Below are 20,836 nucleotides of genomic sequence, written 5' to 3'. Positions count from 1 at the left end.
AAATCCTGCTGTTATCCCGGACATGCAGGCTTCTTTATAAGAACATTTCATTTTTCTTTAATACTACATTTCTCTTTTAATAATTCACTATATTAATAATTCATTTCTATATTAATAATACATTTCTCCTTATTAATACATTTCTGTATAAAATAAGAACCCTTGCAAGTAAGGGATAAGGAAAGAATTCTCCGGAAAAATTTATTTTCCAGAGTTTTTCTTTCTACCACCTAATCCAGACAGGGTCCTTTAAGGCATAAATAATATTATTGAAGAATTTCAACAACTACCTTTTTATCATCCTTTGCAGCTGCTGCTTTTACAACGGTACGAATGGATTTTGCTATTCGGCCTTGCTTGCCGATGACCTTCCCCATGTCCTCAGGTGCAACCTTTAACTCCACAATAATGGACTGGTCGGTTTCCTTTTCTGTTACAACAACTTCTTCAGGGTGATCAACGAGTGATGTAGCAATTACTTTAACTAATTCTTTCATTACCCTACACCTCCAATGGAATGTGACAACTATTATACCATAAATCGGAATCTACGGCAATATGCCATCATCCCCAAAAAATGTTAAACAGAAAATTATTTTGTAATTCCTGCTTTTCTAAATAAATCACCAACTGTTTCAGTAGGCTGAGCACCATTCTGTAACCACTTCTTAGCTGCCTCTTCGTTTACTTTGAAAGCGTTGGGTTCTTTTGTAGGATCATAAGTGCCGATTTCCTCGATAAATCTTCCATCTCTGGGTGATCTGGAATCTGAAACAACGATTCTATAGAAAGGAGCCTTTTTCTGTCCCATTCTTCTTAATCTGATCTTTACTGCCATGTAATTTCACCTCCTTGAAATTTTAAATAAATATATATTGAAAAGTTATAAATTTATAACCTGACAATCTAGAATCCGAAAGGCATTTTGAATTTGCCTTTTTTCATGCCCTTAGAGCCCATCATTCCTGACATTTGTTTCATCATCTTTTTGGACTGTTCAAAGCCTTTCACTAACCTGTTTACTTCGCTGATATCAACGCCGGCTCCCATTGCTATTCTTTTCTTTCTGGAAGGATTCAAGATATCCGGATTGGCTCTTTCTGCTTTTGTCATGGAATAGATAATTGCTTCCACCCCACTTAAGGCATTTTCATCAAAATCCAAATCTTTCATCTGGCTGCCACCCATACCAGGCATCATTTTAAGAATATCTCCGATGCCGCCCATTTTTTTAATCTGCTGCATTTGTTCCAGATAATCGTTAAAATCGAACTCAGCTTTCTTAATCTTCTTCTCAAGCTGCTTAGCCTTTTCTTCATCAAAATCTGCCTGCGCCTTGTCAATAAGAGTCAGAATATCACCCATACCAAGTATACGGGAAGCCATTCGATCAGGATAAAACTGCTCTAAATCTGATAATTTCTCACCCATACCAGCATACAGGATAGGACGACCGGTTACTGCCCGGATGGAAAGAGCGGCACCACCTCTGGTATCACCATCAAGCTTTGTTAAAATAACACCATCAATTCCAATCTTATTCTGGAAATGCTCTGCAACATTTACAGCATCCTGTCCTGTCATGGAATCTACAACCAGGATGGTCTGGTGTACCTGTATGTTCTCTTTGATTTCAATTAACTCATTCATCATGTCTTCATCTATATGAAGACGTCCTGCGGTGTCTAGTATAACCACATTCATGCTGTTTTCTTTGGCATGTTCAATAGCAGCTTTGGCAATATTAAGTGGTTTGTGCTTATTTCCCATGGAGAATACAGGCACTCCCTGCTTATCACCGTTGATCTGCAACTGTTCAATAGCAGCCGGACGGTATATATCGCAGGCAACCAGTAAAGGACGCTTGCCCTTTGCTTTGAATTTACCGGCAAGTTTTGCTGTAGTAGTTGTTTTACCGGCACCCTGTAAGCCGCACATAAGGATTATGGTCATTTCATTTCCGGGCTTAAAAGCTATTTCAGTAGTCTCTGAACCCATGAGATTTACCATTTCTTCATTAACAATCTTTATAACCATCTGTCCAGGGGTAAGGCTTGTCATAACATCCTGTCCAACGGCCCGTTCCTGTACACTCTTAATAAAATTCTTCACTACCTTAAAGTTAACATCTGCCTCTAAAAGAGCCATCTTAACTTCCTTCAGTGCTGTGGCTACATCCGCTTCTGTCAGGCGGCCTTTGCCTCTTAAGTTCTTAAATACATTTTGCAGTTTTTCAGAAAGGCTGTCAAATGCCATCGGATACCTCCTGCCCATTATTATCTATCTCTTACTCTAAATCTGTCTGTTAATCTATATGCATTATTTATAATTCATGAACCATCTTCTGTGACAGGCTTATAATACTATCCAAATCTTCGTCTTTGTACCCAGTCTTTAACTGGCACGCAAGCTGGTGAATCTCTTCTGCTATCTGCCTGGTGGACTCAAATTTACGGGCCAGACCCAGCTTCTTCTCACAATCGTTTAATTGCTTCGAACCTCTCTTAACAATATCGTATACGCCTTGTCTGCTAATTCCCTGCAAAGCGGCAATCTCTCCTAATGAAAGATCATTGAGTATATAATCTTCAAATATCTGTTTGTTATGGTCCTTTAAAAGTTCTCCATAAAAGTCAAACAAGAGAGATAAATATACCTTTTCCTGAAGTTTTTGGTTCATTTCAGCGCTTTCCATAAAAACACCACCTGTAAAGTTTTTTTCTTTACAGGTGGTAGTATATATGATTCTAAAGGGTTTGTCAAGGTTTTTTCGATATAAATTCAACAATTGCTTTTACAGTCTCCATCTGCTGCTCTTCGCTGCTGATAGAAGCTGTTCCATCCCCTTTTTGAAAACCATAATTTCCAAATTGAGCATGATTTCCGCCCTGAATTTCAACTAACCCGGTTAGTCCTTTCAGTTTATCTCTGTTAAGAACCTTATCTTCACTTCCATAAATTATAACAGCCGGAATATCAGACTTGCTGACAGGATATGCTGCTAACAATATGAGACCTGTTACCTCTTTCGAATGTTCTACAGCATAACTGCTTGCCATTGCACCCCCCAGGGAATGTCCACCCATATACCAGCTGGTGATCTCTGGAAATTTCTCCATTATTCCATCTGCTGCATTCACATCAAATACTGCCAGACGAAAAGGCATTTTTATCAATACACAGGTAATACCTTCACTAGAAAGTTTGTTCATAATCGGCGCATATGCCGTTTCTTCCACTTTCCCACCGGGATAGAAAATCAATCCTGTGTTCTTATTCTTGTTTGGCTCAGGGTAAAAGACCGTATAATCTTTACCAACTTCAATGCTTTCAGAATAAGTACTGTAAACATCCTGTGCTGTAGCATCCGCTTTATAGTATTTCAGAACATAGATTAAAAAAGCACCTGCCAGTATGAACAAGATAGCAGCAAGAATAATTAAAATTCGAATGATAATCTTTTTTTTCTTCATGAGCTTCCTTCTATTTTATGTTGATACTTCATTTTTACTTTCATTAATATGCATTATATAGCAATAACATCAACACTGATATTTTGTAATATTCTGTCAACCTCTTCCTTGGGCAGTTCACTTGACTTTATTACAGCTCCCGGTTCCCCTTGTGTTTCTCTTAAATGTTTCTCCATTACCAGTAAGTCTCTCCAGGCACCAAATTTATATGCTGTTTTTTCATAGATACCGATTTCTTTAAAGCCGAACTTTTTATGAAGCGCCACACTTCCCGTATTCGGGACACAAATTACAGAATAGATCGTATAAAGCCCCTGTGCTTTTGCAAGTTGAAAAAGCGCATTATAAAGAGCCGTTCCAATACCCTTTTTATGATATGTATCCTTAATATATACAGAGCATTCACAGTCCCAGTTATAAGCGGCTCTTTCTCTGTAAAGGGAACAGTAGGCATAGCCTGCTATCTCTCCATCCACCGTATATACTAACCACGGGTAAGTGCTGGTTATTTTTCGTATTCTTTCTTTAAAATTTTCTAAGGGAACTGTCGTATATTCAAAGGAAACAACCGTATTCAGGATATAAGGTTCATAAATAGCGTATATTTCTTCGGCATCATCCAGGGTAGCCATGCGTATTTCTGTCTTGCTCATAATGTTCGACCTTTCTGCTCTGTTAATTTGCAATTTTATTCATAAATATACTTTCTGGTTCTTATACATGAGTAAATAGAAATGTACCGATTCCTACTGCTATGGTTATGTTTAAGGAGTCCACCTCCGGCGATTGCGGAATGCAAACGCTTGTCCCTGCTGTTAAATAGGAATCATCCAGCCCTGTGGCTTCATTACCAAAAACCAGTGCAAACAATTCCACTTTCGGACAATTCTGTATCTCCAGTGTATTTTCACCATTTAGCATAAAGGTAAACACTTCTTGTTTTTTATTAAGCTTTCGATACTCTTCAAAAGAGGAAAACAACTGTACTCTCATTTTGAATAAGGCACCCATAGAAGCCCGGATAACCTTTGGATTAAATATATCCGCACAGGGAGTTATAATCGCCATATCCTTTATACCAAGTCCTAAGGCTGTTCTTAAGATAGTACCCAGATTTCCCATATTACTTGGGTTGACAAGCACTATATGGGAAGCCTCACTGTTCAGGGTATCCTCATACTTATCAAATACACCTATTACGTAACAATTTTCTTTGTCACTAACCTTTGAAAAAAGCTTATCATCTTTTAGCACCGGTATATTATTCTCTTTACAGGTATTCCTAATCCTCTCCGCATCGGTATACTGAGAATGGACATATACACCTGTAATGTTTTCTTTTTTTCCTGCTATCAGCTCATAGGTAGGAAAAGCACCGAGAGCGTAGGAATAAGCAGCACCTTTTTTATATGGTTTTATCGCTTCCATACATCACTTCCTTCTTATATTCAGTCACTAAAATTCTCACTCACAATATTATATCCAAATAGGAAAAACGTCAACTTAAATCCGAAAGCTTTCATAAACTATTACTTAATAAAAGAAGGTTCATACAATTTCTTCACATAAACCTGTCCAATTCTAGTAAATTTAGCTTTTTAAACGGAAAGAAATGAAATAAATCTCTTTATCAAAACAGACTGCTGCAATTTAAAGAAAATTGTACAGCAGTCTATCTGCGGGATTGAAGAATTTATTTAATTAATACTTGTCATAACGGCTGGTACAACCTTATACAAATTATACCGGATATGCCTTATTCTGATAATCAGCAAAAAGCGGATCAACTCCTGTTTCCTGAGCTTTACGATATTTAAAGAATTCCATTGCCACCTGAGGGAACAGTGCATAGGATAAGACATCTTCCTCCTGCTGTTTCCAATCTTTCACCGATTCTTCCATCGCCGGCAATTCTGGTTTGAGAAGATCTGCCGGACGGCATTCTATGGGTTTTGCATCCCCTATAACCTTTTTTCTGACTTCTTCATTGAAAGGTCTTACGGTTTTTCCGTATTCACCAGCTAGGATAGCTTTGGTTTCTTTGGTTACCATTTTATAACGTTCACCTGCTATAACATTTAATACAGCCTGTGTACCAACTATCTGGCTGGAAGGGGTTACCAAAGGCGGTTCACCAAGATCTTTTCTGACTCTTGGTATCTCTTCCAGTACCTCATAGTATTTATCTTCTGCTTTCTGTTCCTTTAACTGGGACATCAGATTGGATAACATTCCTCCCGGTACCTGATAGAGTAGGGTTTTTATCTCCACACCCATAACTTTGGGATTTAAGATTCCTTCCTCCATGGCACTATCCCTCAGCGGACGGAAATAATCCGCAATTTCAGCTAAGAGCTGCTGGTCAAGACCGGTATCATAAGGGGTTCCCTTGAAGGTCTCAACTAATACTTCTGTCGCCGGCTGGCTGGTTCCCATAGCAAAAGGAGACATTGCTGTGTCTATAATATCTGCACCGGCTTCTACTGCTTTCATATAGGTCATTGCAGCCACACCGCTGGTATAGTGAGTATGAATATCAATAGGTATTTTTATGGCCTTCTTTAAAGCACCGATTAATTCGGAAGCTTCATAAGGTACAAGAAGTCCTGCCATATCCTTTACACATAAAGAATCCGCACCCATCTCTTCAATCTTCTTAGCCAGTTCCGTATAATACCCGGTAGTATAAGCTTCACCCAGTGTAAATGCAATCGCAATCTGAGCATGGCCTTTTTCTTTTTTCGTTGCTTTCACTGCTGTTTCAAGGTTTCTGATATCATTAAACGCATCAAAGATACGTATATTGTCGATTCCGTTTGCAATGGATTTCTGAATAAAATATTCTACTACATCATCCGCATAATGGCGGTAGCCCAATAAATTCTGTCCGCGAAGCAACATTTGAAGTTTTGTATTTTTAAAACCTTCTCTTAATTTTCTAAGTCTAACCCAGGGATCTTCCTTTAGGAAACGTAAAGACGCATCAAAGGTAGCGCCTCCCCAGCATTCTACCGCATGGTATCCTACTTTGTCCATCTTTTCAATAATGGGCAGCATCTGATCAGTAGTCATTCTTGTTGCAATAAGTGACTGATGAGCATCACGCAGGATGGTTTCGGTTATTTTAACAGGCCTTTTCATCTGTCCCGAATCGTTATGCAATTCGTTCATCGGTATGCCTCCTTTACACAAGTTCTATTAGTTTAAAGTTGCCAGTAAGGTTCCGGATTCTACCGTTTCACCAACGCCAATATTGATACTTGCTACAGTTCCGGCTTCCGGTGCAACAATTTCATTTTCCATTTTCATAGCTTCCAGAATCAATAATACATCACCTCTCTTAACCGATTGTCCAATAGACGCTTTAACAGCTAAAATTTTTCCTGGCATAGGCGAAGTAACAGGTATCTTACCATTGGAGCCACCGGTAACTGCTGCTGGGGCAACCTCCTGCTCAGGTTCTGCTGCTGGGGCTGTTGTCTGAGCTGCCGGAGCGGGTGCTGCTGCCGGAGCAGGTGCGGGTGCCGCATAAACTGGTGCCGCTGCTCTTGCCGGACGGCCTGTTGTCTCTTCTACTGTAACATCATATGCAATACCATTAACTGTAACTGTATAAGTTTTCATTTATTTATTTCCTCCTTTTAATAAGCTCTGGATATTATCTTCTACGTATTGAACGGATTACAAGTCCGTCAGCAGGTACCTCTTCCAAGGAAGCCATTAATGCGGCTGTTATAACCGCTACCAGCTGAGGATCATCTGCAGGATTAATCTGCAAGGGATTGCTCTTATTTATGGCTGCTGCACCTGAGGTTGAGTCAGCCGCTCTGTTTGTCCCGCTGTTATCACTGTTCTTATACATAGCTTTTGTTAAAGCGATGAAAAGTCTTATGATACCAAGAATACCAACAACCAGAATTAAGCCTGTAAAGACTAAACCGAGTATTACAACCGTATCTAAATATTCACCGGGAATCTGATTCTTAACCCCAAAGCTATTAACCACTGCGAGTATAAGACTGTTCCCATAGAATCCTGATAAACTCATGTCTGCTCCTATCTGCACGGTCCAAATCACTTCCGTACCTAGTTATTGCTTTCATATTTATATCTTATAAGGATATCAAACCTATAATTTGATTTCCCTGAATCCATTGTTGAAAAATTTTTGAATGCAACTTGCCCGATCCATTAAACCGTTCCATGTTTTTTGGAAGCATGTACACTCTTTGTAAAGAGCATTTCAAAGGCATATATTAAATGCTTACGTGAAGCTCCTGCATCTATTATGCCATCCACATAACCACGTCTTGCCGCTGAAACAGCATCGGACTGAAGTTCCTTATATTCCTTTGCTTTCGCTTTCAAATCAGTCTCTTCGCCCTCATAAATAATGCCTACCGCCTGGTTCTCATCCATCATACCAATAGAAGCACTTTCCAGAACAAATACCATATCCGCTCCAATATGTCTGGAGTTCATGGTAACATATGCACTACCGAAAGCTTTCCCTATAATAAGATTCACTTTGGCAACTGTAGCCGAAGCAAAGGCATATGTTAATTTTGCAGCGGCGGTGGCAATAATGGTTTCCTGATTAAGCTCAGCTTTATACCCTTCAACATCAGTCAGTGAAAGTAAGGGAATGCCGAAAGAGTCACAGAAACGAATAAATCTCTCTGCTTTTAAACATCCTTCTGCTGTTAACGTTCCATCATGCTCCGCCGAAAGAGCACCTGACTCCTCTGTCCAAACCCTGCGATTTGCAACAGCTCCTATGGTTACACCGTTTAATCTTATAAATCCAGTTACCATCTCTTTGGCATGGGCCTTCTTAATTTCTACAAAATAATTATCATCGGAAATCTCCGTCAGTATGTGGGCTGTATCTTTGTTATCAAATACAGCTTCCGGAATCAATCGATTTAAGTCATCCAGACATTCATCATAGGATGCATCATCTTCATTATTGGCCGGCAGTAACACCACCAGATTTCTGATGCTTTCCAACAAATCCTCTTCATTACTTACAACAAAGTCAATGTTTCCTGCCTGCGCTTGAAATTTTGCTGTTGTTGTATCACATTTCGCTGTAAAGTTCTGTTTCAGAGCGTTGGGTGAATTCACAAAAAGCTGCGCATTATTTTCTGTCATAAACGAAAAATCACTTAAGGCGCTTAATACAGCAAGCCCTCCACCGCATGGACCTAAAATAGCGGTTATTTGAGGTATTACACCTGACGCCATTGTCTGTTTCTGGTAGATCTCTCCTAAACCATTCAATGCATCAGTGGCTTCCTGAAGTCTTAAGCCGGCACTGTCGATTATTCCGATAACCGGTGCCCCCACCTTAAGTGCTAAATCATATATTGCTGTGATTTTTTTTGCATGCATTTCACCAATGGTACCGCTTCCAGCAGTGCTGTCCTGGCTGTATACATATACTGGATTTCCGTCAATTACCCCATACCCGGTAATTACACCATCGGAAGAAATTTCCTTTTGACTGAGATTAAAATCCGTATTTCTTTTCGTGACCAAAGCACCAATTTCTACAAAACTGTTATCATCAAGAAGAGCGGTAATTCGTTCCCTTGCTGACAATTGTTTAGCCGTGTTCATCTTCTGCCCTCCATTTACTTCCATTTATAAAAATAAATTCAAATTTTCTGCCTATTATATTATAGGATAAATTTCTGGTAATTTCAAGGATTATTAAAATAATTTCACGTATATATTAGTAATTTTATACATCGAATCCAATCTTATAAAAGACTGACAGGTATAAAAATGCCATATATCCTGGCTTCTTTACACCTGTCAAAGTAAAAAAGTAATTATATAGTTAGTATCTTATAAGAAGCTTCAACAACTTCGGGGTCAAATTGAGTCCCGGAGTTCACTCTTAACTCATGGATAATCTGTTCCAGTGTAAGAGCTTTTCGATAAGGCTTATCTGACAGCATGGATTCAATGGCATCAGCAACTGCCAAAATTCGTGCCAGTTTAGGAATTTCTTCTCTCTTTAGACCTCTAGGGTAACCCGTTCCATCATATCTTTCATGATGTGAGAGAACTTCTTCTGACAGATACATAAGTTCGGGCGAAGCTTTTATTATTTGATACCCTTTTTCCGAATGCCTTGTAATAATCTCGTATTCATCTTCTGTTAATTTATCCGGTTTATTTAGTATAGCATCATCTATGGTTATCTTGCCTACATCATGTATCTGCCCCAAGACTCGTAAATCTATAATCTCACTATTACCAAGACCAAGAATAACCCCAAGCTTGTCCGCTAATTGGCTGACTCCCATAGAATGTTCTCTTTCCAACGGATTTTTTACATACAATGACTGTAGAATGATATTTACCGTCCTGTTTTTAACGCTTCTGCTGATAGACAGTTTTTCCTTATACATCATATCATCAGCCTGCTTCATGACAGCACTCATATCATATTCATTGTTATATTTAACTGCGTATCCCAAAGAGATCGATAAATTAATGCTGTCTACAAAAGTTTTTTTATTATAGCGATTAATATCATGGATAATGCTGTTTGCTTCTTCTATATCTGTATTAGGCAGCAACATTATGAATTCATCACCGCCCCACCTCGCAAGAATATCCTTCTCTTTCAGAACCCGGCTAAGAGAGGATGCTGCGGCAACTAAGAGCCTGTCACCGGCAAGATGTCCAAAGGCATCGTTGGTAAGTTTTAATCCATTCACATCACCTATCATAATCGTAATAGGGTAATTTGACGGCTCATCCATTTGAAATACTGCCTGTTCAAAATATCTTCGGTTATAAAGACCGGTCATTTTATCATGATAGGTAAGAAACCGGATTTGATTTTCAACCTTTTTCTTTTCCGTTATGTCTCGTATAATAATTGTGTTACCTGTCTGCATCCCATCGGCCTGAAGAACCGGCATTATATGTACTTCAACTTCTTTTTTACTTCCGTTGCTTGTTATGATATAACCACTTTGAGAAAAAGGAACTGAACAGGAATTATTCCGGCAATCAGGTGTTTGAAATATTATTTTTTCATTCATTTCATCATATACATTAAGTACTTCCGTGATGGGTTTATTTAATGCACTTATATCTGCTATGATACATATTTCCTCCGCTTTCGGATTAATTATTTCGATATTTCCACAAACATTTGTAACAATAACCCCATCACGTATTGAATGTAAAATAGTATGCAGCCTTTCCATATTTCGATACAGATTCTTTTCATTTTTCAGATTTCTTGTATTTAAGATGTAGACCATTAATGAGACACCAAGGAAAATTGCGGAGCGAACAACCGCCGCCAAAATCATTTCTCCATCCCGATCATACGGAAGAACGGACACGATATAGGTACAAGAGGTAAATACGGTCAGTAAGATACCTGTTCTTTTATACCAGAATACACCAAGTAAAATGGGGATATAGTATAAATGCTGCGGGATATTATAAATTCCCACATTTAAACAGAGTAGATTCACTGCCAAGGAAATCAAGAAAGAAGCTGTAAAAATTATATGTTTCCCCATAAAATAATTCACCTCCAGTTACTTTGTCCTATTACTCGGCTTCCTGTATATTTATACTGCTCTTAATGCCGTCAGGGTTTTATCCAGCTTCTCTTTTGCCCAAAAGAGCATTCCTCTATCCGGATATTTTCTGAAATCACTTTCCAGTGAGGCTATTGCAAACAGATAGAAATCGTACCATAAAATACGTATTTTTTCTGTTTCTGTGAATCCTTTTTTCCCATAACCTTCAAGAAAAGCCGGTTTCTGATAATGAGAACGGAAACCAACTTCCAATAACTCATCTCCCCATATACAGCGTTCAAAATCAATAAATCCGGTTATTTTATCTTTCTCAACGAAAACATTTCCTGCCCAAAGATCCCAATGAACTAATCTTGGTGTGGTTACCTCATTAAAACTTTTTTTATGTTTCAATAACATCTTGTTTATGCTTTCAAAATCCATGCCAATATCCAGACTGATTTTCTCTGCATCCAGAAAGATTTTCTCCAGAAATCCTTTAAATACATCAAACCAGTCAGAATCCGTTACAATACTGTTATAATAGCCGAAACCATTACCAGTTATCTCATTGACAGCAGCGTTGTATTTTCCAGTTTGCCGCTCTACGGAATCCTTTTCCTCTTCTGTCATTGCTTGCTGAATGCTGCTAAAGCTCTTTCCAGCAAGCTTAGTCATAAAGAAATAATCACTTGGACAAATTGAGTGAGAAAAATCATGAAACAGCACTTTTGGCATGGGTATATCGGGATACTCAGAAAGCAGTTCCATACAGCCCACTTCTGCTCTCATGATATCTACTTCACTCGACATGACAAGAACACCCTCCGGCGGGGCTATCTTTAAAATAACCTCTCTTTCATCACTTAAAGTAATTAAATAAGCAGCATTAAAATACCCCTCTGTTAATTCCTTCCAATCCAGAAGTTCTGCCTGGGGAAATGCCAGGTTTACCATTTTTTTTAATGTTTCTTCCGTAATATTGCTTTTTGTTATACTATTCATAATTATACAGGAATTAAATCCTTCTCCTTTCATTTGTAAAAATCACTTCCTATACGGGCGGTTTTATATTATCTGTTTCCCGATTACCCGTTTCTCGTTTATAACTTTTATAGCTTAAATACCATTGAAGCGAAGACAGTATTCGTAAAATCAGTAATATAGCAAAGACCCTTCGGAATGCGGACAGGTTATTGCCTATAAACTGATAGAATTTAACACCCGCTAACGGCATAATAGCATTGCTTAAGGTGATAAATACAGTATAAATAGAAATGCTTAGAGTCTTATTATTTTCCGGTATCACCGACAACAGGTATTGAGGCATATTCAAAGGGACTGTGGCAAATGCCAGATTTGCAATAGTATTCAATATAAGAAAAACTACTGGCCCAATTTCAATAGGAAGGCTGGTTGAGATAATCATACACAAAGGACATAAGGCAAGCCCCAGATTCCCGAAGATCACACCAAATCTCGGTCCCTTTCTTTCATTCAGCCTGCTCCAGAATCCAATAGTCAAAAACTGAGCCAATGCTGCACCAATCGCAGCGTAACTTAACCAGGCTTCATTCATCTTAAGATAATTTACCTGTCCAAGAAAATACAAGGTCCAATCAGCTTGCCAGAATAGATAAAAGAATAATGCTCCTCCCAGAAATTTCACAAAGGGCTTATGATGCAGCAATTCCTTAAAAGCAATTCGAAGGTCTGCATAAGACATGGACTCTTTCTTCCCAGTATACCCTCCTTTTATCTTCCTTACTGTTATTACCTGTATTATAAGGATAGCAGCTATAAACCAGTAAAAGCTTTGGTGCATCCTTATCTTACTATCCGTACCAGAAGCCGAAGCCAGCAAAGCACCTGTAATAAGGGGAAGAGCTATGTTAAAGAAGAACATTCCTCCGGTTCTGACTGTAAGTATCCGGTTTCTGTTTTCAAAAGGTACAACATCGGAAAAATAAGCTTGCCAGGAGGCATTATAACCAGTTAATGGCCCCACGGAAAGACATAGAAACAGTATAAATACGGGAAATGCAAAACTGCCAAGAAAAGGTACAAAACCAATGAATAGATAGAACAAAGCCAGCGCCATAAGAGATAATGACACCATCATTCTCTTATTTTTCATACGATCCGTGAGAATACCAAGAGGTATTAAGACAATCACCCCAACAAATTGCGGTATAGAAGCAACAAGACTGATTTCAGCATCCGAAGCCCCCAGACGCAAGGCAAAAAGGTTATTATTATTGTTCATAATATTCGTAGCAATAGCAAAAAGCATTCCCTCTACGGCAAACATCAGTAAGGCATTATTTTCAGGCCGGAAGAAAGAGGAAATATTTCGTTGAAAGGAAGCTGTAGTAAAATTCTGCAGGCATTTTTTCATATATTCCTCCTTGGACTTTTGCATGTATTTTGTATAGAATAAACAATCTCTTGCCCTGACGGATATTTCTCTGGATATAATGACCTTATAAATTTCGTTTTCTTTCATATATAGTAGCATAATTTATACATTTTACAAGTATTTCTTTGATTATTCTTTCATTTTTTCCAGAGCTAAGTTAAATACTTGCATGCACTGATTCAGCTGAATTGCACTGGACAGAAAGACCTTTCCACTAAACTCTAGAAAAACTTCTATCATAAAACCAATACACAGAAAAAGCAGCCACACTTCTATTAGGGCACTTGGCTGAATGTCACGGCAAAGTTTAAACGCTACTACTGAAGATGGAATCTTCCAAGTAATAAACAATAATAATCTCATACACCAATGTCGATAAAACTCAGCTTTGCGAAATAGAAATCTGCTGCTCCTTCAATTGTATTTATTATTTTAAAAGCCTATATTAATAATTCTTATTATAAAATAGCTGTATTATACTCACGGAGGGAATACCTTCTGCTATTGCACGAAACAATTTATTATTATCAGCTGACTTATTACAGTTTCTGATACCACTCTTTTAAGGAAAACTCCGCCTTTTTCAAATGAATATTAAATCCTATATCTTTATCAGCTTCTTCCTGGGTATCATAAATAGCAGTACTCCAATCCCACCAGAATACACCGCTGAACCACTCCTCCTTTGAGAATACCTCCAGACAGGAGTCATAGAAAGCTGCCTGCTCTTCTTCGCTTCTTTCGAACTCTGTATGGGTAAAATCCCAAGGCATCATAGCACATCCGCTGGCACTTCGTATACCAATCTCCATAAATATAACAGGTTTCTGTAAGGACGCACTCACTTCTTTTAAACGTTCAGCTACTTTCAGCCATTCCTGCTTCATATTTTCTTTGGTATCTCCAGGTTTCTTCCCAACTTTATAATATGCACTGGTACCAATATAATCAAGACTGTCAAACCAGCTAACTTCTTTTTCTCTACCATGGTTTGCATTATAAACCAGTGGACCTTTATAAATCTTTTTAACTTCTGCTATCGCATTTCTCCAATGTTTTTCTTTTCGTTCCGTTCCACTCATTTCACAGCCGACGCAAAACATTTCACAACCGGTGTCTGCTGCTATCTCAGCATAATGACACAAAAAAGCAGTATAGTATTCAAACCAGGTATCCCAGTAATGATCCTTGCCCCACATATCACCATCCGGGAAATTAATCAATGCTCTCCATACTCCGTCTTCACTGTTAATAACTGGTTTCAAACAGACTTTAACACCTCTTTCATGTGCTCGGTTTATGGTATGGATAATTTCCTTATCAGATAGGGTATTTCGATAATCAAAATATATCTCAGTAGAAGAAAAAGTTTTCTGGTGAACATGAAATGCCAGGCACATCCAGTTAACTCCAATATCGAATAATAAATCCTGTGACTTTTCTGCCTCTTTTGTGAGATAATCTCCTTTTCTGCCATCCCATCCATAGGTAAATCCTTTTATGTCCATATTATCTCCTTTGTGTTTAATTTGATGCAAATTGGTGCATTTTATATTTTTTATTAATGCACTTATAATGCTTTAATCGCATCATAACATATCTCATCAGACAATGCAATATTATACCTGTAATTTGATAAAGTTAAATCATACTTCTTAATTTTTCAAAACATCTGCTAAATTGTATGGTTAAAACATATTATTTTATCTCAAATCATTGAATATGCATTATTCAAACTTTTTTATGCACCAATTACTATTTCATTTTGCTTTCATATAGTGCATTTGAGATACATATTTAATGCATATATTAAACTTAATACATGAAATAATTAAACATTTTCTAACCAGAAACATTAGCATTAATAAAAAACGGTTCTATACTGAATGTTGGGGCGTGCTTGAAAAGCACACTTCCAACATTCTTTTAGTTGTAATAAAATACATCTATAAGAAGCCTCCCAAACGCATTATCCCGACCAAAGTTTAATGTTAACGGAGGTGACCTCTTATAGATGTACCCTAATTATAGCAAGGCATTCTTAGACTTGAAAGATGTTTTTGTAAAAAAAGTGATTCAGGCAGATTCTTTTTTAAAGGTTTTCATTGAAACTAAACCTTCTGAGCAGACCTGTCCTTGTTGTGGCTGTAAAACAAAAAGAGTTCATGACTATCGAATCCAGGAAATTAATGACACTCCTTTCCAAGGTAAAACCGTCATTCTGGTTCTAAGAAAACGACGTTATTTATGTACCTCCTGCGGAAAACGATTTTTGGAACACTATTCTTTTCTTCCTACCTATCACCGCAGAACAAGGAGACTGGCTTTTTATGTTATATCTCTCCTTCGGCAGACTTTTTCTCTCAAGCAGGTTTCAATCCTTACCGGGGTTTCCGTCCCTACAATCTGCAGACTTTTGGATACCATCCATTATGCACCCCCAGATAAACTTCCTGAGGCTGTTTCTATTGATGAATTTAAAGGCAATGCCTCTACTGGGAAATATCAGTGTATCCTCGTTGATCCTAAAAAACACCGGATTCTGGATATTCTTCCAGACCGCACTCAGAGCCATCTGGCTGATTACTGGAGAAACATTACAAGAAAGGAAAGGCTGAAAGTAAAGTTCTTTGTCTGTGACATGTGGCTTCCCTATGTGGAGCTGGCCAGGACCTTCTTTCCAAATGCAAAGATTATAGTGGACAAGTATCATTTCATTCGTCAGGTCACATGGGCTATCGAAAATGTTCGTAAACGGCTCCAAAAATCCATGCCGACTTCTCTTCGAAAATACTATAAACGAAGCCGGAAGCTGATTTTGACCCGCTATAGAAAGCTGAAAGACGAGAACAAACAAGCCTGTGATCTGATGCTCCAGTATAGTGATGACCTACGGTTGGCGCACATGATGAAAGAATGGTTTTATGACATCAGCCAGCTGGAGTCCTATCGTAAGCAACAGCAGGAATTCGATGATTGGATATCTAATGCAAGAGGATGCGGTATTAAAGAATTCGAGAAATGTGCAAAAACGTTCCAGTCTTGGAGAAAAGAAATCTTAAATGCCTTCAAATATGGCATTACAAACGGTGTCACAGAAGGATTTAACAATAAGATTAAAGTATTAAAACGAAGTTCTTATGGAATCCGAAACTTTAACCGGTTCCGTACTCGGATACTTCATTGTACATCATAGGAAAAATGGTCGGGATATGGAGGCTTATTTTGCATGCCCAAAACAGCATACAGTAGAATGAACTATCGAAACAGCTCTAAACGTAAGAAAGGAGCGGGATTCATACGAATCCCACCCCAACTATTGACAAAGAGCCTAAAAAACGAGCAAGTGGATAAAACCACTTGCTCGTTTTTTATATTATATTCAATCATTCAGCTTTAAAGATTAACTTACATAGGCTTAGGTTTGCTTCCTATAATCAAGCTCATTCCAGATAATTAAAGTTATTCCAGACTCATGTAATGCCTGATTAAGTCCATTCCATAACCTTTTCGATAAAGTTTAGCAGCTATCTTCTGCCTCTCTTCTCTGGACAGACTCTTAATATCAGCAAACTTTTTTGTAATCTCGCGTTGAATTGCTTCCTCTTCGCTATCATACTCACTGGAAAGCGCTTCTTGTATATCCGTTCCCGCTATCCCTTTTTGCTGCAGTTCACCTATTATCTGTCGTTTACTTTTACTGCTCTTTTTCATCCTCACATAACTGGAAGCATAACGTAAATCATCAATATAGTGATAACTGATAACGTAACAAATGGCTTCTTGTATAATATCTCCGCTGAATCCGGCCATTTCCAGCTTTCTTTTTAGTTCCGCTTCTGTCCGGTCCATATGCTTAAGCAGTGCCATCGCTTTTTGCTTGGCTCGCTTTATGGCATTGTTGTATAACTCATTCAGAAGTGTCTCTGCCATATTACCTTCTTCTATCAGACCATATTTCTTGATCTCTCTGTCATATAGAGTAAAACGATACCTATCGTCCAGATATACTTTTACTTTATTTTTACCTGTGTTTTCCAGTCTGGTTATAATCATTTTTATTCATCTGCTTCCTTAGCGGCTGTTTCCTTCTTATTTGTTGCTGATACAATGGACAAATTATATTTGTCTCTAACTTTTAATTCAATCTCAGCAAATATCGTAGGATTTTCTTTTAAAAATTGTTTGGCATTTTCACGCCCCTGTCCAATCTTAGCCTCATTATAGGCATACCACGCACCACTCTTAATGACAATATTCTCATTGGAAGCCAGGTCTAAAACATCACCTTCTCTGGAAATACCCTGTCCGAACATAATATCAAACTCCGCTTCTTTAAAAGGAGGCGCAACCTTGTTCTTAACTACCTTTATACGTGTTCTGCTTCCGACAATATCTCCACCCTGCTTCAATGCTTCAATTTTACGAACATCCAAACGAATGGAAGAATAGAACTTAAGAGCACGTCCACCAGTAGTTGTCTCAGGATTTCCAAACATTACACCAACCTTTTCACGAAGCTGGTTGATAAAAATTACAATACAATTGGATTTGCTGATAGCAGCTGTTAATTTACGAAGCGCCTGGGACATTAACCTGGCTTGTAAGCCTACATGAGAATCACCCATATCTCCATCAATTTCTGCTCTTGGTACCAACGCAGCCACGGAATCGACAATAATTATATCCACTGCACCGGAACGAACCATTGTTTCTGTAATTTCTAAGGCTTGTTCCCCATTGTCAGGCTGGGATATGTAGAGATTATCGATATCTACTCCGATTCTTTTCGCATAGACAGGGTCCAAAGCATGCTCCGCATCGATAAATCCGGCAATTCCACCAATTTTTTGCACTTCTGCAACCATGTGAAGAGCAACCGTAGTCTTACCACTGGATTCCGGTCCATATATTTCAACGATTCTCCCCTTGGGTATACCGCCCAAGCCCAAGGCAACGTCCAAGCTGATAGATCCGGTGGGTATAGTTTCTATGTTCATATGGGCAGCCGTATCACCAAGTTTCATAACGGAGCCTTTTCCGTACTGTTTCTCAATCTGCGCCAATGCGGATTCCAGCGCTCTGCTCTTATCTTCTTTTGACATCTTTTTTCTCCTTTATGCGAACTTATGTTCTTGTTTTAATAATAGCTTATCTTTTTAAGTTTGTCAATCTTAAATTCTTATTTCTTTGTTCTTATTTCTTTGTTCTTTCTTTTTATTTTTGGTTTTCGTATTTTGGTTCTCATATTCTGGTTCTCATATTCTGGTTCTTTTTTGTTCTTAATTTGGTTTTTATTTTGGTTTTTAGTTCTTATTTTTGGGTTCTTATTTTTGGATTCTTACTTTTTGATCCTTTTTTGGGTCTTATTTTGGGTCCCTTTTGGTATCCTTTTTTGGGTCTCATTTTGGGTCCCTTTTGGTATCCTTTTATAAGTCTTATTTGGGGATCCTTTTTTGGGGTCTTATTTTGAATCCTTTTTTTGTCTAATTTCTTTACTCTTATTTTATTACAACAACTCCCCCTTTCCTTTAAACTACATTATCAATGTACAGCAGGATAATAGAATGAATATGGAACATTTCATTTTGTTGTGATGGAGGTTATATGATTATTAAATCGGATAGAACAGAATTTGAGATAAACAAAGAAGATATGATAGAAAGCTCCTATGTCAATTTAATGACACAAGCTTTTATATAGAATAACAGAAATATATAAAATTGTAAACCCGCATTTACACATTCTTACATAACAGCTTAATTTATAGTATTTAACATTTTATATATTGTGTTTTATCCTTATAAAAATACTCCAGACATTACTTCACATAAGATTTTCTGTTTAATTTCATGTACTTACCAAAGTGTTTGTGAAAAATTTATGGTTCCCCGTTGTTCACTCTTTTTAAGAATGAAGTTAAGGGAACCTGGCATATATCAAGCATAATATTTATATTCGTTCAAAGATTTTCATACACACTGATATATAATTGGGAATTTGACAGCCGGAAAATATGTTGATTATATCCTGGCATCCTCCGGATATATAAATCCCGGCAACAGCAAGTATGCTGCTCCTTCTTTGACTAAGCGAATTCCGAAAAATAACTGATTCTGAAAAATAACTAATTCTGTACAAAGCGATACTTATGCAATCTGTTCTTAATTGTATGTATTCTTCGGCTGTACAATCTGAGGATTATAACCCTTATCCGTCAATGCCTGAACGATTGCATCCTTGTGTTCGTGTCCGAAGCTTTCCATGGTTATCGTCAATTCAACAGCACTGTTTCGATTTATGGATACGAACTGATTATGATCTAAACGAATGATGTTTCCCTGAGCTTCTGCTATGACATTGGCAACATTAACAAGCGCACCGGGACGATCCGGCAATAAAACAGACACTGTAAAGATACGGCCTCTTTGTATAAGTCCATGCTGAACCACAGAAGATACCGTTATAACATCCATATTACCACCACTTAAGATAGATACGATTTTTTTGCCCGTACAATTCAATTGTTTAAGAGCCGCCACAGTCAACAAACCAGAATTCTCCACTACCATCTTATGATTCTCGATCATATCCAGAAAACTAACTATGAGTTCACGATCATCAATTGCTATTATCTCATCGATATTTTTCTGAATATACGGAAATATATTGCTACCAGGGGTTTTGACCGCTGTTCCGTCAGCTATGGTTTCTATCTGCGGAATAGTAATAACATGACCTGCCTTAATGGATTCCTGCATACAATTGGCTCCCATAGGTTCCACACCAATTACTTTAATATTAGGGTTTAACAGCTTTGCCAAAGTAGAGACACCGGCTGCAAGACCGCCGCCGCCGATTGGAACAAGAATGATGTCAACAGTAGGAATCTCCTGAAATATTTCCATTGCTATGGTGCCCTGTCCTGTAGCCACAACTTCATCATCAAAAGGATGGATAAAAGTATATTCCTTCTCTTCAGCCAGCTTTAATGCATACTGACAGGCATCGTCATACACATTGCCATGAAGGATAACTTCTGCTCCGTAACCCTTGGTACGATTGACCTTGATAAGAGGAGTTGTTGTAGGCATAACAATGATTGCCTTCGCTCCGTACATTTTAGCAGCATATGCCACACCTTGGGCGTGATTTCCGGCCGATGCCGTAATAAGTCCCTTTTCTCTGTCTTCCTTGCTTAATGTACTGATCTTATAATAGGCTCCTCGAACTTTATAGGCTCCGGTAAACTGCATATTTTCAGGTTTTAAGAATACTTTATTTCCCGTAGTATCCGAAAAATAATCACTGTATATTAATTTCGTCCTTAATGTGACCCTTTTGACGGTTTCTGCAGCTTCTTCAAATTTATCCAATGTCATCAT

The 20,836-nt window shown here is 38.0% G+C and carries 19 protein-coding genes; 1 reads left to right on the top strand and 18 read right to left on the bottom strand.

The window, feature by feature from the left end; genetic code table 11:
- Window positions 1–266: 266 nt before the first annotated feature.
- The 15 genes from R2R35_RS00095 to R2R35_RS00025 form a co-directional block, all read right to left on the bottom strand.
- Complete coding sequence (locus tag R2R35_RS00095) at window positions 267–497, bottom strand: KH domain-containing protein (protein WP_033166400.1); 231 nt, start codon at window positions 495–497, stop codon at window positions 267–269.
- 95 nt (window positions 498–592) lie between these two features.
- Complete coding sequence (gene rpsP / locus R2R35_RS00090; RefSeq protein WP_033166401.1) at window positions 593–838, bottom strand: 30S ribosomal protein S16; 246 nt, start codon at window positions 836–838, stop codon at window positions 593–595.
- Window positions 839–906: 68 nt separating this feature from the next.
- Window positions 907–2,256: a signal recognition particle protein gene (ffh, locus tag R2R35_RS00085; protein ID WP_317732472.1), complete on the bottom strand. Its 1,350-nt coding sequence runs from the start codon at window positions 2,254–2,256 to the stop codon at window positions 907–909.
- Window positions 2,257–2,323: 67 nt separating this feature from the next.
- Entirely contained in the window at window positions 2,324–2,695 is a 372-nt protein-coding gene (gene ylxM, locus R2R35_RS00080) for a YlxM family DNA-binding protein (protein WP_317732471.1), read from the bottom strand.
- Between the two features lie 64 nt (window positions 2,696–2,759).
- Window positions 2,760–3,473 carry an alpha/beta hydrolase gene (locus tag R2R35_RS00075; RefSeq protein WP_317732470.1) on the bottom strand — a complete coding sequence of 238 codons (714 nt, stop codon included), beginning with the start codon at window positions 3,471–3,473 and terminating at the stop codon, window positions 2,760–2,762.
- A 53-nt stretch (window positions 3,474–3,526) separates the two neighbouring features.
- A complete protein-coding gene (locus R2R35_RS00070; protein ID WP_317732469.1) occupies window positions 3,527–4,126 on the bottom strand; it encodes a GNAT family N-acetyltransferase in 600 nt (199 codons plus the stop codon).
- Between the two features lie 61 nt (window positions 4,127–4,187).
- Entirely contained in the window at window positions 4,188–4,901 is a 714-nt protein-coding gene (locus tag R2R35_RS00065) for a TrmH family RNA methyltransferase (protein WP_317732468.1), read from the bottom strand.
- Window positions 4,902–5,213: 312 nt separating this feature from the next.
- Window positions 5,214–6,644, bottom strand: a complete 1,431-nt coding sequence (locus R2R35_RS00060; protein ID WP_317732467.1) for an oxaloacetate decarboxylase subunit alpha — start codon at window positions 6,642–6,644, stop codon at window positions 5,214–5,216.
- Window positions 6,645–6,671: 27 nt separating this feature from the next.
- Entirely contained in the window at window positions 6,672–7,097 is a 426-nt protein-coding gene (locus tag R2R35_RS00055; RefSeq protein WP_317732466.1) for a biotin/lipoyl-containing protein, read from the bottom strand.
- 34 nt (window positions 7,098–7,131) lie between these two features.
- Window positions 7,132–7,521, bottom strand: coding sequence for an OadG family protein (locus tag R2R35_RS00050; protein ID WP_317732465.1), 390 nt, complete (start codon window positions 7,519–7,521; stop codon window positions 7,132–7,134).
- A 143-nt stretch (window positions 7,522–7,664) separates the two neighbouring features.
- The gene (locus tag R2R35_RS00045; RefSeq protein WP_317732464.1) at window positions 7,665–9,095 is read right to left on the bottom strand and encodes an acyl-CoA carboxylase subunit beta; all 1,431 of its coding nucleotides are present in this window, start codon (window positions 9,093–9,095) and stop codon (window positions 7,665–7,667) included.
- Between the two features lie 215 nt (window positions 9,096–9,310).
- Window positions 9,311–11,029, bottom strand: a complete 1,719-nt coding sequence (locus tag R2R35_RS00040) for a sensor domain-containing diguanylate cyclase/phosphohydrolase (RefSeq protein ID WP_317732463.1) — start codon at window positions 11,027–11,029, stop codon at window positions 9,311–9,313.
- A 51-nt stretch (window positions 11,030–11,080) separates the two neighbouring features.
- Window positions 11,081–12,070: a phosphotransferase family protein gene (locus tag R2R35_RS00035; protein WP_317732462.1), complete on the bottom strand. Its 990-nt coding sequence runs from the start codon at window positions 12,068–12,070 to the stop codon at window positions 11,081–11,083.
- A 16-nt stretch (window positions 12,071–12,086) separates the two neighbouring features.
- Window positions 12,087–13,430 (bottom strand): MFS transporter, encoded by a 1,344-nt coding sequence (locus tag R2R35_RS00030; protein WP_317732461.1) that lies wholly within the window; start codon window positions 13,428–13,430, stop codon window positions 12,087–12,089.
- Between the two features lie 560 nt (window positions 13,431–13,990).
- The gene (locus R2R35_RS00025) at window positions 13,991–14,959 is read right to left on the bottom strand and encodes a glycoside hydrolase family 113 (protein ID WP_317732460.1); all 969 of its coding nucleotides are present in this window, start codon (window positions 14,957–14,959) and stop codon (window positions 13,991–13,993) included.
- A 506-nt stretch (window positions 14,960–15,465) separates the two neighbouring features.
- On the opposite strand from R2R35_RS00025, the gene R2R35_RS00020 reads away from it, so the two are divergent.
- Window positions 15,466–16,647, top strand: coding sequence for an ISL3 family transposase (locus R2R35_RS00020; protein ID WP_317730199.1), 1,182 nt, complete (start codon window positions 15,466–15,468; stop codon window positions 16,645–16,647).
- 266 nt (window positions 16,648–16,913) lie between these two features.
- On the opposite strand, the gene R2R35_RS00015 is transcribed toward R2R35_RS00020, so the two are convergent.
- The 3 genes from R2R35_RS00015 to ilvA all read right to left on the bottom strand — a co-directional run bounded on the left by R2R35_RS00015 (window position 16,914) and on the right by ilvA (window position 20,836).
- Window positions 16,914–17,507, bottom strand: a complete 594-nt coding sequence (locus tag R2R35_RS00015) for a regulatory protein RecX (RefSeq protein WP_317732459.1) — start codon at window positions 17,505–17,507, stop codon at window positions 16,914–16,916.
- Between the two features lie 2 nt (window positions 17,508–17,509).
- Entirely contained in the window at window positions 17,510–18,556 is a 1,047-nt protein-coding gene (recA, locus tag R2R35_RS00010; protein ID WP_317732458.1) for a recombinase RecA, read from the bottom strand.
- Between the two features lie 1,059 nt (window positions 18,557–19,615).
- Entirely contained in the window at window positions 19,616–20,836 is a 1,221-nt protein-coding gene (gene ilvA, locus R2R35_RS00005; protein ID WP_317732457.1) for a threonine ammonia-lyase, read from the bottom strand.

The sequence above is a fragment of the Anaerocolumna sp. AGMB13020 genome, assembly GCF_033100115.1.
GTDB lineage: Bacteria > Bacillota > Clostridia > Lachnospirales > Lachnospiraceae > Anaerocolumna.
Note: the sequence above shows the minus strand (reverse complement) of the source record. Positions and strands in the feature narration are given on the sequence as shown.

Coding starts and splice junctions, on each gene's coding strand:
- R2R35_RS00035 (WP_317732462.1), bottom strand. CDS start 12,070: ATGAAAGGAGAAGGATTTAATTCCTGTATAATTATGAATAGTATAACA.
- R2R35_RS00075 (WP_317732470.1), bottom strand. CDS start 3,473: ATGAAGAAAAAAAAGATTATCATTCGAATTTTAATTATTCTTGCTGCT.
- R2R35_RS00050 (WP_317732465.1), bottom strand. CDS start 7,521: ATGAGTTTATCAGGATTCTATGGGAACAGTCTTATACTCGCAGTGGTT.
- R2R35_RS00015 (WP_317732459.1), bottom strand. CDS start 17,507: ATGATTATAACCAGACTGGAAAACACAGGTAAAAATAAAGTAAAAGTA.
- R2R35_RS00045 (WP_317732464.1), bottom strand. CDS start 9,095: ATGAACACGGCTAAACAATTGTCAGCAAGGGAACGAATTACCGCTCTT.
- R2R35_RS00055 (WP_317732466.1), bottom strand. CDS start 7,097: ATGAAAACTTATACAGTTACAGTTAATGGTATTGCATATGATGTTACA.
- ilvA (WP_317732457.1), bottom strand. CDS start 20,836: ATGATGACATTGGATAAATTTGAAGAAGCTGCAGAAACCGTCAAAAGG.
- recA (WP_317732458.1), bottom strand. CDS start 18,556: ATGTCAAAAGAAGATAAGAGCAGAGCGCTGGAATCCGCATTGGCGCAG.
- ylxM (WP_317732471.1), bottom strand. CDS start 2,695: ATGGAAAGCGCTGAAATGAACCAAAAACTTCAGGAAAAGGTATATTTA.
- R2R35_RS00040 (WP_317732463.1), bottom strand. CDS start 11,029: ATGGGGAAACATATAATTTTTACAGCTTCTTTCTTGATTTCCTTGGCA.
- R2R35_RS00025 (WP_317732460.1), bottom strand. CDS start 14,959: ATGGACATAAAAGGATTTACCTATGGATGGGATGGCAGAAAAGGAGAT.
- R2R35_RS00065 (WP_317732468.1), bottom strand. CDS start 4,901: ATGGAAGCGATAAAACCATATAAAAAAGGTGCTGCTTATTCCTACGCT.
- R2R35_RS00070 (WP_317732469.1), bottom strand. CDS start 4,126: ATGAGCAAGACAGAAATACGCATGGCTACCCTGGATGATGCCGAAGAA.
- R2R35_RS00095 (WP_033166400.1), bottom strand. CDS start 497: ATGAAAGAATTAGTTAAAGTAATTGCTACATCACTCGTTGATCACCCT.
- ffh (WP_317732472.1), bottom strand. CDS start 2,256: ATGGCATTTGACAGCCTTTCTGAAAAACTGCAAAATGTATTTAAGAAC.
- rpsP (WP_033166401.1), bottom strand. CDS start 838: ATGGCAGTAAAGATCAGATTAAGAAGAATGGGACAGAAAAAGGCTCCT.
- R2R35_RS00060 (WP_317732467.1), bottom strand. CDS start 6,644: ATGAACGAATTGCATAACGATTCGGGACAGATGAAAAGGCCTGTTAAA.
- R2R35_RS00030 (WP_317732461.1), bottom strand. CDS start 13,430: ATGAAAAAATGCCTGCAGAATTTTACTACAGCTTCCTTTCAACGAAAT.
- R2R35_RS00020 (WP_317730199.1), top strand. CDS start 15,466: ATGTACCCTAATTATAGCAAGGCATTCTTAGACTTGAAAGATGTTTTT.